Source organism: Haloferax profundi, from assembly GCF_001469865.1.
GTDB classification, from domain to species: domain Archaea; phylum Halobacteriota; class Halobacteria; order Halobacteriales; family Haloferacaceae; genus Haloferax; species Haloferax profundi.
This window is the reverse complement of record NZ_LOPV01000703.1, coordinates 1-14,474: the sequence shown is the minus strand read 5'-3', so window position 1 is coordinate 14,474 and position 14,474 is coordinate 1. Positions and strand designations below refer to the sequence as shown.

General features: G+C 63.6%; 19 protein-coding genes. 5 read left to right on the top strand and 14 right to left on the bottom strand.

What is annotated here, in order from left to right:
* On the top strand, positions 1-927 hold a 927-nt coding region (locus AUR66_RS19345; RefSeq protein ID WP_058573741.1), incomplete at its 5' end, for a DNA polymerase Y family protein.
* Between the two features lie 130 nt (positions 928-1,057).
* Entirely contained in the window at positions 1,058-2,833 is a 1,776-nt protein-coding gene (locus tag AUR66_RS19340) for an ATP-binding protein (protein ID WP_058573740.1), read from the top strand.
* Between the two features lie 32 nt (positions 2,834-2,865).
* Here AUR66_RS19340 and tpiA read toward each other — a convergent pair whose 3' ends face one another.
* From tpiA to AUR66_RS19285, 10 genes are all read right to left on the bottom strand, one after another.
* Positions 2,866-3,510 carry a triose-phosphate isomerase gene (gene tpiA / locus AUR66_RS19335; protein ID WP_058573739.1) on the bottom strand — a complete coding sequence of 215 codons (645 nt, stop codon included), beginning with the start codon at positions 3,508-3,510 and terminating at the stop codon, positions 2,866-2,868.
* Between the two features lie 157 nt (positions 3,511-3,667).
* Positions 3,668-4,189, bottom strand: a complete 522-nt coding sequence (locus AUR66_RS20970) for a multiprotein bridging factor aMBF1 (protein WP_082682297.1) — start codon at positions 4,187-4,189, stop codon at positions 3,668-3,670.
* 82 nt (positions 4,190-4,271) lie between these two features.
* The gene (locus tag AUR66_RS19320) at positions 4,272-4,709 is read right to left on the bottom strand and encodes a hypothetical protein (RefSeq protein WP_058573736.1); all 438 of its coding nucleotides are present in this window, start codon (positions 4,707-4,709) and stop codon (positions 4,272-4,274) included.
* A 35-nt stretch (positions 4,710-4,744) separates the two neighbouring features.
* Complete coding sequence (locus tag AUR66_RS19315; protein WP_058573735.1) at positions 4,745-5,347, bottom strand: CDP-alcohol phosphatidyltransferase family protein; 603 nt, start codon at positions 5,345-5,347, stop codon at positions 4,745-4,747.
* Positions 5,344-5,853, bottom strand: coding sequence for an adenylate kinase family protein (locus AUR66_RS19310; protein WP_058573734.1), 510 nt, complete (start codon positions 5,851-5,853; stop codon positions 5,344-5,346). Before AUR66_RS19310 ends, AUR66_RS19315 begins: the two co-directional genes overlap by 4 nt.
* On the bottom strand, positions 5,850-6,935 hold the full coding sequence (gene hisC / locus AUR66_RS19305) for a histidinol-phosphate transaminase (RefSeq protein ID WP_058573733.1): 1,086 nt from the start codon (positions 6,933-6,935) through the stop codon (positions 5,850-5,852). Before hisC ends, AUR66_RS19310 begins: the two co-directional genes overlap by 4 nt.
* A gap of 92 nt (positions 6,936-7,027) precedes the next feature.
* On the bottom strand, positions 7,028-7,981 hold the full coding sequence (locus AUR66_RS19300; protein ID WP_058573732.1) for a substrate-binding domain-containing protein: 954 nt from the start codon (positions 7,979-7,981) through the stop codon (positions 7,028-7,030).
* 72 nt (positions 7,982-8,053) lie between these two features.
* The gene (locus tag AUR66_RS19295) at positions 8,054-9,652 is read right to left on the bottom strand and encodes a GMC family oxidoreductase (protein ID WP_058573731.1); all 1,599 of its coding nucleotides are present in this window, start codon (positions 9,650-9,652) and stop codon (positions 8,054-8,056) included.
* Positions 9,645-10,232 carry a gluconate 2-dehydrogenase subunit 3 family protein gene (locus AUR66_RS19290; RefSeq protein WP_058573730.1) on the bottom strand — a complete coding sequence of 196 codons (588 nt, stop codon included), beginning with the start codon at positions 10,230-10,232 and terminating at the stop codon, positions 9,645-9,647. Before AUR66_RS19290 ends, AUR66_RS19295 begins: the two co-directional genes overlap by 8 nt.
* Positions 10,233-10,310: 78 nt before the next feature.
* The gene (locus AUR66_RS19285) at positions 10,311-11,042 is read right to left on the bottom strand and encodes a fumarylacetoacetate hydrolase family protein (RefSeq protein WP_058573729.1); all 732 of its coding nucleotides are present in this window, start codon (positions 11,040-11,042) and stop codon (positions 10,311-10,313) included.
* A gap of 189 nt (positions 11,043-11,231) precedes the next feature.
* On the opposite strand from AUR66_RS19285, the gene AUR66_RS21565 reads away from it, so the two are divergent.
* On the top strand, positions 11,232-11,399 hold the full coding sequence (locus AUR66_RS21565) for a hypothetical protein (RefSeq protein ID WP_157533255.1): 168 nt from the start codon (positions 11,232-11,234) through the stop codon (positions 11,397-11,399).
* Between the two features lie 111 nt (positions 11,400-11,510).
* On the opposite strand, the gene AUR66_RS20965 is transcribed toward AUR66_RS21565, so the two are convergent.
* The gene (locus AUR66_RS20965) at positions 11,511-11,687 is read right to left on the bottom strand and encodes a DUF1059 domain-containing protein (RefSeq protein WP_082682296.1); all 177 of its coding nucleotides are present in this window, start codon (positions 11,685-11,687) and stop codon (positions 11,511-11,513) included.
* 105 nt (positions 11,688-11,792) lie between these two features.
* Positions 11,793-12,446 (bottom strand): hypothetical protein, encoded by a 654-nt coding sequence (locus tag AUR66_RS23025; RefSeq protein ID WP_058573728.1) that lies wholly within the window; start codon positions 12,444-12,446, stop codon positions 11,793-11,795.
* Positions 12,447-12,572: 126 nt separating this feature from the next.
* Between AUR66_RS23025 and AUR66_RS19275 the strand changes: the two genes are divergently transcribed.
* Positions 12,573-13,289, top strand: coding sequence for a metal-dependent hydrolase (locus AUR66_RS19275; protein ID WP_058573727.1), 717 nt, complete (start codon positions 12,573-12,575; stop codon positions 13,287-13,289).
* A gap of 99 nt (positions 13,290-13,388) precedes the next feature.
* The gene (locus tag AUR66_RS19270; protein ID WP_058573726.1) at positions 13,389-13,787 is read left to right on the top strand and encodes an OsmC family protein; all 399 of its coding nucleotides are present in this window, start codon (positions 13,389-13,391) and stop codon (positions 13,785-13,787) included.
* A 74-nt stretch (positions 13,788-13,861) separates the two neighbouring features.
* Here AUR66_RS19270 and AUR66_RS23115 read toward each other — a convergent pair whose 3' ends face one another.
* Entirely contained in the window at positions 13,862-13,996 is a 135-nt protein-coding gene (locus tag AUR66_RS23115; RefSeq protein WP_269432626.1) for a hypothetical protein, read from the bottom strand.
* 150 nt (positions 13,997-14,146) lie between these two features.
* Positions 14,147-14,474, bottom strand: a 328-nt coding sequence (locus AUR66_RS19265; RefSeq protein ID WP_157533254.1) for an HAD hydrolase-like protein, incomplete at its 5' end; no start/stop codon positions are given.

The following is a 14,474-nucleotide window of genomic DNA, read 5'->3' as shown; positions in this document are numbered from 1 at the left end:
GTGGTCCGCGAGGTGAGCATCGACGAGGCGTACCTCGACGTGACCGACCGAACCGCGTGGGACGTGGCCCCCACGGGCGACAGAACACTCGCCGAAGGCTACGCTCGCTACGTCAAACAGCGCATCGCCCGCGAGATAGGCGTCGAGGCGTCTATCGGTGTCGCACCGAACATGTCTACCGCGAAAATCGCCTCCGACTTCGACAAACCAGATGGCCTCGTCGTCGTCAGACCGGGCGAGGTGCAGTCGTTCCTCGCGCCGATTCCGGTCGAAGAGGTCCACGGCGTCGGCCCCGTCACGGCCCGCGAGTTGGCGAGGTTGGACATCGAGACGGCGGGCGACTTGGCCGATGCCGACCCAAAGACCCTCGAATCGAACTTCGGGTCACGCGGGCGCGAACTCCACGAACGAGCACGAGGATACGACGACAGGCGCGTCACCCCGACGGGCCGACCGAAGAGTCTCTCCAGAGAATCTGCGTTCACCGACCCGACCGCCGAGATGGAAGCCAAACGAGAGGTCGTTCGTGCCCTCGCCGCCGACGTGGCAGACCGAGCGCAGTCACGCGGGGCGATGTACCGAACCATCGGTATCAAAGTCGTCGTCCCGCCGTTCGACATCAACACCAGAGCGCGGTCACTCCCCGGACCCGTCGACGACCCCGACCTCGTCGAATCGGTCGCACTCGACTTGCTCGACGCGGAGTTCGCCGACGAGACGGTCCGAAAACTCGGCGTTCGCGTCTCGAACCTCTCGTTTTCGTCGGCCGACCAGTCGAGTCTGGACGGCTGGAAGTCCACCGATGGCGTGTCGTCGTCGTCGGAGCGGACTGACGGAGATGCAGACGAGTCCTCGACCGGCGACGACCAGTCGTCTGCGAGACGGCGAAAGCGGCGCGGCCAGTCATCGCTCGTGGAGTTCGACTAAGGATTACTCGGCAGGTCGAGTCCACTTCCCGTGACGACTTCGAACCGCGCGCCACCCACCTCGTTCTCGACTCGGGGTGGTTGCCCCGGAGGGGAGGAACTATGACCCCCGCGCCAGTCGTCAAAACCGGATGACGGATTCGGACACGGAAACCATCTCGGTTGCCGAAATCAGTGACGGACCAGGGGGAGTGGGCACAGAAGACCCGGGGACGACTGTCGAACTGCCAGTCGTCGACATTCTCACCGGACGGGGGTTCATCACGGGTAAGTCCGGGTCCGGCAAGTCGAACACGGCGTCGGTGATGATAGAGAACCTGTTGTCGTCGAACTTCCCGGTGCTCATCGTCGACACCGACGGCGAGTACTACGGCCTCAAACAGGAGTTCGAACTCCTCCACGCGGGCGCAGACGAGGAGTGCGACATTCAGGTCAGCCCCGAACACGCCGAACGACTCGCCACGCTCGCCCTCGAACAGAACGTCCCGATTATCCTCGACGTGTCGGGCTACCTCGACGACGCGGCGGCAGACGAGTTGGTGACGGAAGTCGCGAAACACCTCTTCGCCAAGGAGAAGAAACTCAAGAAGCCGTTCTTGATGCTCATCGAAGAGTGCCACGAGTACATCCCGGAGAAAGGCGGGATGGACGAAGCGGGCAAGATGCTCATCAAAATCGGCAAGCGCGGGCGGAAACACGGCCTCGGCGTCGTCGGCATCTCGCAACGCCCGGCAGACGTCAAGAAAGACTTCATCACGCAGTGCGATTGGCTGGTCTGGCACCGCCTCACGTGGCGAAACGACACGAAAGTCGTCGGCAGGATTCTTGGGTCCGAGTACGCCGACGCCATCGAAGACATGGGCAACGGCGAGGGATTCCTCGTCACCGACTGGTCCGAGTCCATCCGGCGCGTGCAGTTCCACAAGAAGCAGACGTTCGACGCGGGGGCGACGCCCGGCCTCGACGACTTCGAACGCCCCGACCTGAAATCCGTCGACGGCAACCTCGTCTCGGACCTCAAAGAGATTTCAGACGAAAAAGAGCGCCGCGAGAGCGAAATCGCCGACCTGCGCCAACAAATCGAGAAGAAGGAAGCCAAGATTCGTCACCTCGAACGCGAACTCGAAGAGGCACGTGACCTCTCGCGGATGGCCGACCAGTTCGCGCAGGCGATGTTCCAGAAAGCCGAAGCACCCTATCGTGGCGGAGAGGGTCGAAACCTCAATCGACCCGAAGAGAAGCAGGCGGCACTCGGCGAGTACGGCGCGGCAGACGATGAGGCACCGACCGCGAGTGCAGCAGGCGACGAAGACGGCGAATCGACCACGGACGCGACTCCCGACGAAGTCGCGCGGGCCGTCGCCGCCAACGACGAGGATATCTCACCTCACCCGCGTCCACCACTCGAAGCGCCGGACGGTCCGCCGTGGCCCACTCACGGGTTCGACGTGCCGACCGGAGACACCGATGCCGACACCGGAGACGAGGACGCGTGGGAAGCAGCGGCCAACATGGGCGACTTCGAACCCGCCGACCTGCAACCGGCACCGGGTGCCGAGAACAGACGCGACGTAGTCGACCGGATGACTGCCATCGTGAACGCCCTCGGCGAGGTTCACCACGGAATGCTCGAACACTACCGCGAACGCGGTATCTCCGACCCTCTCGCAGCACACGTCGCGGCGGGCGAGACGGGGGACCAACACCTCGCGTACGGCCGTAATCGGTCGCTTCGCCGGGCAGGGTTCATCCGCCACGCAGGCCGTGGGCAGTACGAGTACGCCCTGCCTGACCTCGTCAGCGACGAGTACGCAGACCTCTTGGACGCCGAAGAACTCGCCGAGACAGTCGCCGCTATCGAGAACTCGTTCGTCGACGACGAAACAGAGGACGCCGGCGACGAGTAGTCACCGGCAGAACAATCGCTTTTTCGCGGTTCTTACAGGCCCGAGACGAGGTCTTCGAGGGCTGCGCGCGGGTCGTCGGCCTTGGCGACGCCGGACGCGAGGAGGATGCCGGACGCACCGAGTTCTTCTGCGGTCACGACGTCGTCACCGGTGGAGATACCGGCACCGCAGTACACGTCCACGTCTTCGTCGACGTTGGCCGCAGAGTCGACGGCGTCGGTGACGATACCGGGGTCGGCGGTTGCGACGGAGACGTCGCCACCGATGAGTTCCGGCGGTTCGACGGCGACCGAGTCAGGTCCGAGCGCCGAGACGGCACCGATTTGCGCGGGGTTGTTCGCACAGACACAGGTCTCCAGCCCAGCGCGTTCGGCGGCCTGAACGGACCCGTCGATGTCGGCGAGTTTCATCCGCTTCTCAGAGTGGTTGATGAGCGTGCCGACGGCACCGGCCTCGGCGACTGCCTCGGCGAGTGTGCTGCCGGTGTGACTCCCGTAGTCGTTCGGGTCGACGTGTTGCGCCCACGTCTCGACGCCAGTGTCGGCGACGCGGGAGATATCGGCCGCCTGCGGCGACACTGCGATGCGGACGCCGGACTCTTCGGCGACGTCGCGCGCGGCGGTCGCTACTTCGATGGGGTCGCACGGGTACGCCTTGAGGTTGACTAGGATGAACACAAGAGAAGTCGCGTCCGACGAGACTAATAAATTGGTTTTCGGGGCCGCGATTGCCACGAGACGGCGTCTCGCGGGTGAATAATCCTGATGAACGTCCCGGCGGAGTCACGCCGAATCGGGTCCAGCGGGGTCGCGCCGAGTCGGTGCTCGTCGGTCGTCAGTCTTTGCGCTTGACCACGTCGCCGAGCGTCGTCTTGGTGCTGCCGCCACCAGACCACTCGGAGTCGTCGTCGCTCGCACCCTCGACCAGCGAGATGTCGAGTTTGCGTTCGAGTTTCTTCCGGACGCTGTCCGGAGGCATGATGTCGCCGCGTTCGAGTTTGCGGATGAGACTCGCCTTCTCGTTGAGCGACTTGGCGAGTTCTTCTTGACTCATGCCGCGCGACTCGCGCGCCTGCCGAATACGGGAGTCGTAGTCGGTGGCAATCTCGTCCATGTCGTCGAACATGTCGCGGCGGCGGCGCTTCTTCGACGAGGACGAAGACGACGACCCAGACGAGCGAGACGCCTTCCCACTCGACGAGGAGGTAGAGTACTTCGTGCTCGCGCTGGAAGTCGACTCGGTGCGGACCTCCGTGCCGAACTGGGCGCAGTCGTCACACAACTGTAGTTCTGCGCCTTCGACCTTCACAGTCTTCAGAGAGGCTTGGTCGGAGCCACACATCTCGCACTGAGGCATACACTCACGTACCGTCCCGCCGCGTATAAAAGGCACGCCACCGGCCGGTGTCAGCGGGTCGAACGCGGCTTTGTCGTTCGATTTACTCGTGACTACGGAGGGTGGCCACGCGTCGGGCGACTGGCCGCGTCACGCGTCGATACCCCCGGCGGTAGACGACGAGATGCGAAAGCGGCAGGAGTGCGACGTACGTGACGACGAACCAGAACCCCTGAGACGACGGGTCGGGTGGAAGCCCGACGGAACCGACGAGGAACGACCCAGCGCCTGCCAGCAAGACGGTGAGTGCCCATCGCTCTGTCGTGGTTGGCGGACGCCGTCGGGGATTGTTGGTCACGAACACGAGGAGATAGGCGACCACACCGACGGGGACGAACGCGAGAATTGCGCCGAGCAGGTTCGGAAACCGGTGTCCGCGAGCGGCGGCGTTCTGTGAAATCCACAGCGACGTCGCGACGAGAACCACGAGAGGGACGAACACGAACGCCGCTTCGGACGGCGTCGGAACGATGGAGGGCACACGATACCGCCTGTCCTGTCAGCAAATAGTTGTTTCTACGTCAGGTCGCTCCACGCGCCCCAGAATCGCTGGAGTGCGGTGAAGTGGCCGATGATGGCGAAGAAGACGAGCAACCACCCGGCGAGCGTGAACCCGCCGATGGTTCCAGTGTACACTGCCGACGCGAGGCCGACGATGCCAATGAGTGCGAGTCGGTCGGCACGGCCGACGAGTCCGCCGTATGCGCGGCCGAGTCCGACCGCCTGAATCTGCGTCCCGAGATACGAGGTCATGAGGACGCCGGTGACGGCCGCGAGGCCGAGAGCGAACGAGTCGATACCGGCGGCGAGGCCGACGAGGACGACGATGTCGGCGTAGCGGTCCAGCACGTGGTCGAGCATGTCGCCGGCCTTCGACGAGACGCCCTGCTCGCGGGCGAGAGCGCCGTCGACGAGGTCTAACCAGCCGTTGAGGAAGACGAAGACGGCACCGAGGCCGTACCACAACGGGTCGGCGATACCGAAGGCGACGCCCGCCGCGACGGCGAAGGCGAACGCGATGACGCTGACGCCGTTCGGTGAGAGTCCTGCGGTATCGGCCGCCGAGACGAACGGTGCGAGGAGTTTGTCCGCCGTGTCGCGATATTGGTCCAGCGTCATAGGTATTCGATGAAGTCGACGGTTCCTGCGGACGGTTCGCGCTCACCCTCGGCGACGGCCACGATTTCGTCGGCCACTGCCTGCGGGTCGCGGTCGGTCGTATCTATCTCGTAGACGGCATCTTCGCCGTGGAACTCGACCGCTTCGCCGAGGACGACGTCCAAGGCTTCCGACTCCCGGTTCTCGCGTGCCTTCGCTTCGGCCTCGCCGCGTTCGACGAGTCGCTCTTCGAGGACGTCAGGCCGACAGCGGAGGACGACAATCCGGTCGGCGTTGAGGTGGTGGGCGAGGTGGCTCTCGACGATACCGTCCCAGTCGCCGAGTTGGTCACGGACTGCGTCGAGGTCCACGACGAGTGTGTCTCGGGCCTCGTCGCGTTCGGTCCAGAGTCCCTCGTCTTTCACGAGTTGGTTGAGATGGACGACGCGCTGGTCGAGTTCGTCGGCGACGAGGTCTGCCGCCGTCGTCTTTCCGGTTCCGGGCGTCCCGGTGACGACGAGTTTCACGCCGTCGGCACCTCCGAGACGACTCGGTTGAGGACGTCGACGGCGCGTTTCGTCTGTGCTTCTGTGCCGCAGGAGATGCGGATGCACTCGGGGAGGCCGAAACTCCCGCAGTCGCGGACGATGACACCCTCTCGTTGTGCGGCCTCGGAGACAGCGGTTGCGTCGCCGACTTCCGCGAGGACGAAGTTGCCGGCGCTCTCCCACGTCGGCACGTCGAGTTCGTCGCAGAGGTACTCGCGGGCCCATTTCGCGGACTCGACCGACTTCTCGACGTGGTCAGGGTCGTCGAGGGCGGCGAGGGCGGCGCGGCAGGCGACTTCGCTCGCGGCGAAGGGCGTGTTCACGCGGGCGTAGGCGTCGGCCCATGCTTCGGGGACGCAGGCGTATCCGATTCGGAGGCCTGCGAGACCGTAGGCTTTCGAGAAGGTGCGCAAGACAGCGAGGTTGTCGTACTCCGAGAGCAGGTCGATTGCCGACGGTTCGTCGGCGAACTCACCGTACGCCTCGTCGACGACGAGGAGCGTGTGGTCTTCGACGGACTCGGCCAGTTCGACGAGTTCGTCTCGGGGGAGGACAGAGCCGGAGGGGTTGTGCGGCGTGGTCAGGTAGACCATGCGTTCGCCGTCGTAGGCGTCGAGAACCGCCTCGGCAGTTTGCTCGAAATCGTCGGCTTTCGATACCTCGTACTGGACGGCGTCGCCGTGGTGGTAGCGAGCGCTCATCGAGTAGTACGAGAACCCGGGCGACGGTTCGAGGATGGTGTCGCTGGGTTCGAGCATCGCGCGACTCAGATAGTCGATAGACCCGTCGGCACCGGGAGAGACCCACACCTGTTCGGGGTCGAGGTTCCACTTGTCTGCGAGTCTCTCGGTCAGGTCGGTGTGTGCCGTCTTCGGGTAGACGCTCACCGTCGGCGCGGCGTCTTCGATGGCCGCGACGGCCTTCGGACTCGGACCGTGGGGGTTCTCGTTCGAGGAGAGTTTCGTCAATTCCTCGGGGTCCAACCCGAGTTCGCGGGCGACCTCCTCTGTCCCGCGGCCGGGTACGTAGGGAGCGTGCGCGGAGAGGTCCCGTGGTTGCATGGTCGAAGGATGCGGGTCGCGGTTCTTAAGGGTGCGTACTCTGGGTCGACGCTGCCGGTCTCTGCACACCGTTCCCACCGTGGCCTCTGGGGTCAGTCGCCGCCGGTCGTGGCGGGGAGATACTGCTTAGACGGTGGATTCTCGGCCAGTGCGTCCGGGACGAACAGCGTCGAGTCGCCGAAGTCGTGGATTATCTGTTGGCCTTCTGTCCCCGTGAGGTAGCCAATGTACGCCATCGCGAGCGCGTAGTTCACGTCGTGTCTCGCCGGGTTCGTCGCGATGACGGCGTAGTCGTTCCGGAGGACGTCTGGTCCGCCACCGAGTGGACCCTCGACGAATGCGACGAGCGACGACGAATCGGTCACTACACTGTAGGTACCCCTATCGACGAGTGTGTACGCACCGCGTCGACTGGCCTGTCGGAGTGTATCGCCCATCCCGTCACCAGTGGCCTGATACCACCGGCCTGTCGGGGCGACTCCCGCTTCGTCCCACAGCGTCTGTTCTTTGCGGTGCGTCCCCGAGTCATCGCCGCGGGAGAGAAACAGCGCGTCGGATTCGGAGATGGCCCGAAACGCACCGATGGGGTCGTTCCCGACGGACTCGATTCCGGCCGGGTCGTCGCTGGGGCCGACGACGAGGAAGTCGTTGTGCATCAGGTCCCGCCGGTTGATACCGTGGCCGGCGCGGAGGAACTCGTCTTCGGCGCTCCGCGCGTGTGTGATGACCACGTCGGCGTCACCGTCTGCCGCGGTTCTGAGTGCTGCGCCGGTTCCCTGAACCAGCGTCTTGACCCGGACGCCGAATCGGGCCGAGAACCCCTCGTGGAGGGCGTCGAGCAACCCGGTGTCGTAGGCAGTCGTCGCCGTCGCGAGGACGAGGTCGTCCGCGGCGGGGTCGTCTTCGGTCGGGTCGACTGCCCCCGAGCGACCCCCAGCATCGTTCACACCGTCTCCTGCGTCACTGGTGGAACCCCCACCGAGACACCCAGCAGTAGCGATGACACCGGTCGTCCCGACCGTCTGGAGGTATCGACGCCGCAGCATCGGTTCGTGGGTTCGTCTGCGAGGTGGTAAATTTTCCCAGTATCGTTCGAACCGATGGGAAACTGAATCTGGTTACTCGATGCGCTGCTGGAGCGATTCGGCGATTCGGACCGACAACGCCGCGATGGTGAGCGTCGGATTCATCGCCCCGCCAGTCGGGAAGACACTCGACCCGGCAATCCAGAGGTTTTGCAGGTCGTGTGTCCGGCACTCGGCGTCGACGACGCTCGAATCCGGGTCGTCGCCCATTCGCGTCGTCCCCATGTGGTGAAACGCCGGGCCGGTGTTCTCCGGGCCGACGGTCCAGTCGATATCGACACCGAGTTCGTCCAGTACCGACGCCTGTATCTCGTTCGCGCGAGTGAGTGCCGCCTTCGTCTCGTCGTCGACTGCCCAGTGGACTTCCGGGACCGGGTCGCCCAAATCGTCCGTCGTCTCCGAATCGAGCGTGACGTAGTTGTCCTCGCGTGGAAGTTGTTCGACCAACGCGCCCATCGCGATGTGTGTCCCGTAAGCGTCCGCCAACTGTGTCCGTAACTCGTCGCCCCAGGTGTCGGCGTGGAGGGCGTCGACGACCGGCGAGGGACCAGCGTAGTTCAGAAATTCCAGTTTGAGACCGTTGACGGGGTCGGTGTCGTCGTAGAACTGGTGTGTCTCGCTGGTGTTGAACCCGACGTGGTTCTGTCTGGTCGGCCTGTCGAGGCGGCCACCCATCCCGGCGAAGAGGTGGTCCATGAAGTATCGCCCGACCACTCCCGACGAGTTGGCGAGGCCGTCGGGATACGCGGCAGACGCCGAGAGCAGGAGCAATCGAACGTTCTCGACGCCACCGCAGGCGAGGACGAACTGGTCTGCCTCCTGTCGGTGGGTCTCTCCGTCGGGAGTGGTGTACCTCGCGGCCACGACGCGTTCACCCGACTCGTCGTGTTCGAGGCGTCGGACGCGAGCGTGGTCGATGACGTGTGCACCGGCCGACTCGGCCTTCTCGACGTGCGACTCGGCGGTGTACTTCGCGCCCGACGGACAGACCGGTTTGCAGGTTCCGTACCCGACACACGACGAGCGCCCGTCGTACGGTTCCGAATTGCGGGCGTTGGGGACGGAGTGCATGTCGATGCCGAGTCGTTCGCACGCCTCGGCGAAGATGGAGTCCGAGTGCGAAGGTGGGAACGCAGGCAGTGGATACGGTTCGTCACGCGGCGGTGCGTACGGATTGTCGACCGCACCTGCGACGCCCAGTTCGCGTTCTGCAGCAGCGTAGTGGGGTTTCAGGTCGTCGTACGAGATGGGCCAATCGACGCCGACGCCGTGGCGCGAGGCGAGTTCGAAGTCGCGTTCGTGGAGTCGCATGACCATCCCTTGCCAGTGAAGCGTCGACCCACCGACCCCTTTCACGCGGGAGGCGTTCAGCGGGTAGAACGACCCACCCGACGACGTGAACTCGTCGCGGGGGCCACCCATCTCCCAGGGGTCGCCGAGGCCAGGGCGGACGTGTCGGTCCAGTTGGTCCCGTCTGTCGCCGTCGAATCTGGGGCCTGCTTCGAGGACGACGACACGCGCGCCTGTCGCTGCCAGTCGATGCGCGACGATACCTCCCGCTGGTCCTGCACCGACGATACAGAGGTCGGCGTCTTCGACGGGTGTGCGGTCAGTCTCGGCGGCGTCACTCATCTTCTCGACCCTCTTCGGTCGCTGGTGTCTCCATCGTCTCTCGCTGGTAACTCTCCACCCCGCCGGGGTGCCCGATTGGGTTCTCGATGCCGACGAGTCGGCCGCCAGTCGGTGACGCGTAGAAGGCGTAGAGGAGTTCGTTCACGACGTGGAATCGGATTCGCTCGGAGATGGTGCCGTCCGGAACGGGGTCGGCAGTGTCGACGCCGAGTTCACGCAGCAGTGAATCACGCTCTTCGGTCGATAGGTCAGAAAACGGGACGTCGTACCAATCGCGGGCCACGCTGTCGAGTTCAGTGACGGCCGCTCGCATCGCTTCGGTGCGGTCTTCCTCGGTCGTCCGTCCGAGGACGTACGTCTCGACGAACTCTGACACACCAGTCGCCTCACTCGGATAGACGACTGCTGCTGCGGCGACCATCGTCGGCAGAACGTCGGTCGAGAAGTCTCCATCGTCGCCCACTCCAGTGGGCTGTCGCTCCGCCGTCGGCGGGTCGAATCGGTCGACGGCGACTGCTCCACCGCCGCCGATACCGAGACCGGCGAGAACTGTGAGTGCGTCCCGTCGAGTCAGTCGCATTCGGCGGGGATTAGGCCAGCCTAAACTTATGGCTTGCCCTCTGTCGATGGTCTCGCGTCGAGAGGTGGGTATCTCCGCTCAGTCCTGTCGCACGTCGTGTTCGAGGACGCCGACGCCTTCGATTTCGACTTCGACGTGGTCGCCGTCGACGAGTGGGCCGACGCCTTCGGGGGTCCCAGTCGAGATGACGTCGCCGGGTTCGAGCGTCACGTAGGTCGTAATCTCGGCGACGAGTTCCGGGATGGAGAAGATGAGGTGCTCGATACTGGAGTCCTGCCGGGTTTCGCCGTTGACCCTGAGGGTGATGTTCGCGTCTTCGGGGAGGTGTTCCGGGTCGGCGAGGACTGGGCCGAGTGGTGCCGCGCCGTCGAAGGCTTTGCCGCGGACCCAATTCGACTCGATATCCTGGTCGTCGCGGTTCGACACGTCGTTCATGATGGTATACCCCGCGATGACCGACTCGGCGTCTTCGACAGCGACGTTTCGGCACTGCTTACCGATGACGACTGCCAGTTCGGCCTCGTGCTCGACGTTCTCTTTCCCCGCCGGGAGGGTGACGGTGTCCTGATGACTCGCCACGGCGTTTGGCGGCTTGAGAAAGAGCAGTGGTCGGTCAGGAACTTCCTCGTCGCGCTCTTCGGCGTGCTTGGCGTAGTTGCGACCGATGCAGACGATTTTGGTCGGGTCACACGGAGGGAGGACGTCGACTTCGCCGAGGTCGTACGTCTCGCCACCGAACGAGACGGTGTCACCGTGCCACTCGCCCGTTCGGACTGCGCCTGCCGGGTCGCGGAATCGAACGTGGTGCATGGGCGACGAGTCTGTTTCGGGCGTGATAGGTCTTTACATCCCAGCGTTCGCGACGGCGGTGCGTCAGGTCTCGAAGACGGGGCTGAACACCAATGTAGTGCGTGGAGATTCAGGACCCACTGATTATCTGACGACAGACTACGTGTGAGTATATTGATATTATGGCCGGTGCAACCTACTAGCCGAAACATGTCTTCGTCGTACATCATCGAGTGCCGGGACTGTGAATTCGAGAAACGGACGATTGGCGACGAGTTCGCGCAGTGGGCCGCCGACAGACACGAGCGTGGTGAACAGCACTCCGTGACCATCCGCGACGTTTCGACGGGGATGACTGTCTACTCGTCGCCACTGTGAGTGGCGGACGAAACGAGAGACTCGTCTGTGCGTGCTTCGCAGTCTGTCCGGTCTTACAGAAGGAGCGTCGAACGGTGACTTACGCTCGCTTCGTCTCTCGGGCCACCGTGGTCATATCGCGGCATCGGCACTCTCGTACTCGATTGCGAACTCACTCACTTCGAGTGGGTCCACGGGGATGTCGTGTGCCTCTTCCATGTGTTCTTTCAGTCGCACACCGACTTCCCGAGGTGAGGTTCCTTCGACTGTCGTACCGCAGTGAGAGAGACAACTCGATTTGAAGGGCATAGGTATCGTCTCAGACACTTTGTGCGGATATATGTTGGTATCTACTCTGCTCGTCTCCGCGGACGGGTCGTCCCTCAGTCTCACCAAATCAGGGGAGCCCTCCGCTCACCGGAGGTCCATCCCGACATCGAAGATGGCGAAGGCGCAGACGACTCCGAAGGCGAGTGCTGCGCTCGGCATCCCGACTGAGAGGTCTAAGACGCGCGTCGTCCCAGCGACGACAGCGAGACTGACGACGTAGTAGAGCGACCGAACCACGACAGACTGCGCACGCGGCAGTGCCCGAATACTCGGTAGCGACAGCATAGCACCGAACGCGAACCCGCCAGCGACGAGGAGTGCACTGACCAGTCCACCGCCGCCGGTGTCGGCGAGGGCCCCGGCGAACGTTCCGAGTCCTAACGTCGCGTTCAGATACGCTGCCCGTCGGACCAGAAAGCCATAGCCAGCGTCGGGTCCGAGGCCCAGTTCGTTGTCGTCGATTCGGTGCCACGGCGGTCCAACCGAGATGGCACCCATTCGGAACGCACCGATAGTTATCGACGCGACGCCCAGCGAGATGATTGCGCTCGTCGTCACCGCGACGGGTGTGACGACGGCCGAAAACGCAATCCAGAGCATCGGAAGCGCAAGAAGCAGGTGTTGGCCGAGGCCGTAGTAGACGATAGCGTCGAGCCACGCGTCGATACCGCCGCGACGCTCGTCGAGGGCGGCGGGTTGTCCCCCGGACTGACGGTATGCCTCGTCACTCGGAGCCATTACACAGTCAATGTGACTGTGGGCTGAAAAGTAATCCCCCGTACCGGCACCGACGACACTGGAACGCAACCAGACCGCCCCACGCGAATAGCTTTTTGTGTATTTCGTGTGTAACTTCGAGACGTTATGGAACTTACCTGGCACGGTCACTCGACGTGGTACGTCACAGTCGGAGACACATCGCTCCTCATCGACCCGTTCTTCGACAACCCCTTCACTGCTCTCGACCCGAGCGACGTGGAGACGCCGGACTATATCCTCCTCACCCACGGTCACGCCGACCACATCGCCGACGCAGGCGAGTTCGACGGCGCGACTGTCGTCGGGACGCCCGAAGTCGTCGGCTACGTCGAAGCCGAGATGGGCGTCGACGAGACGCTCGGCATGAACATCGGTGGGACCGTCGAACTCGGTGACGCGTTCGTCTCGATGGTCCGTGCGGACCACACGAACGGCCTCGGAACCAGTTACGAGTACGACGCCGGCGTCCCGGGCGGGTACGTCGTCAGCGACACGAAACCGACGCAGGTGTCCGACAGCGACTCGACGACGTTCTACCACGCAGGCGACACGGGACTGATGACGGACATGCGTGAGATATTCGCTCCGTACCTCGAACCGGACGCCGCTGCTCTGCCTGTCGGCGACCACTACACTATGGGGCCGTGGCAGGCCGCCATCGCCACCGATTGGCTCGACGTCGACCACGTGTTCCCGATGCACTACGACACCTTCCCTGCCATCGAAATCGACATCCGTGACTTCGAACGCGAAGTGAAAGCGGTCGGGAGCGACGCGGACGTACACGTCCTCGAAGCGGACGAGTCGTTCACGCTCGAATAGCGCGTCGCGTCCATTTTTCACGGTCGTTCACGGTCGTTTGTGCACGAGAGCGCCCGAGTGAGCAACTTTTACGGTCGAATATTCCTTCTGCCACGATGGATGTCCGACATTCAAACCTCGACCGTCAGTGACGAAGGGTTCGCAACGACGAGCCAAGTCGGCGACTTCGACCTCCAAATCGACGCGCTCGACGAAGACGGCCCGAACCCGAACGCAACGCTCGTCGCGACGTACGCCTCCTGTTTCCTCCCCGCCTTCCGTGTCGGTGGTCAGAAGACGGGCTTCGACGACCTCGGCAAGATTCAAATCGATGCGGACGCCGAACTCGACGAGTCCGACGACCTCACGGAGATTAGTTTCGACGTGTACGTCGAGGCTGACCTCTCCGACGAGGAGTTCGCAGCGATTGCAGACCTCGCCGAAGACATCTGCCACGTCCACACGGCACTCCGTGACGGCCTCCGGGCGGACGTGACCGTCGTCGGCGACGCGTTCTAAGTAACTCCTATTCAGTTTCTTTTCGCGACCGAAAAAGAGCGTTAGCGTTCGACAGCCCAGTGCGTCCCGACTGATTAGTCCTGACGCTGTCGGTATGTCCGAAGACTCATTGCTTTTCCTTCCACGATGATGACCTCGCCATCTTGCGGGTCTGCTTCGACGACGTCGTCGACTTGCTCGGGAAAGTATGGGCTGTTCGGTTCTTCCATGGCAGACACTACGCTTCGGGTGTTAAAAATCTTTGTCAGACATTCTCACGCGTGATTCTACTTCGCGTGAGGTGTCGTTCAGTCGTCTGCGCCCACTGCGGCGGGTTCGTGGTCGATTCCGACCACGTTTCCGAGGTGTTCTCTCACCGATTAAGAGAAGAGCAACCGACCGACGTCTCCCAGACTGTCGAGCACGTGGTCGGGTTCGTACTCGCTGTTCGCCAGTGCTGCGTCGTCGGTGACGCCCGTTCGAACGACCGCGGTTCCCATGCCGGCGTCGAGGCCGAACGCGATGTCTGTGTCGAGTCTGTCGCCGACGACGAGAACGTCTTCTGGTGGGAGTCCGAGTCGGTCCAGGACGATTCCCTGTGCGACTGGTGACGGTTTCCCGAGAATCGCATCTGGGTCTCTGCCAGCGACACCGGCGACGGCGTGGATGACAGCGCCAGAACCGGGGATGTCACCGTCTGCGGTGGGG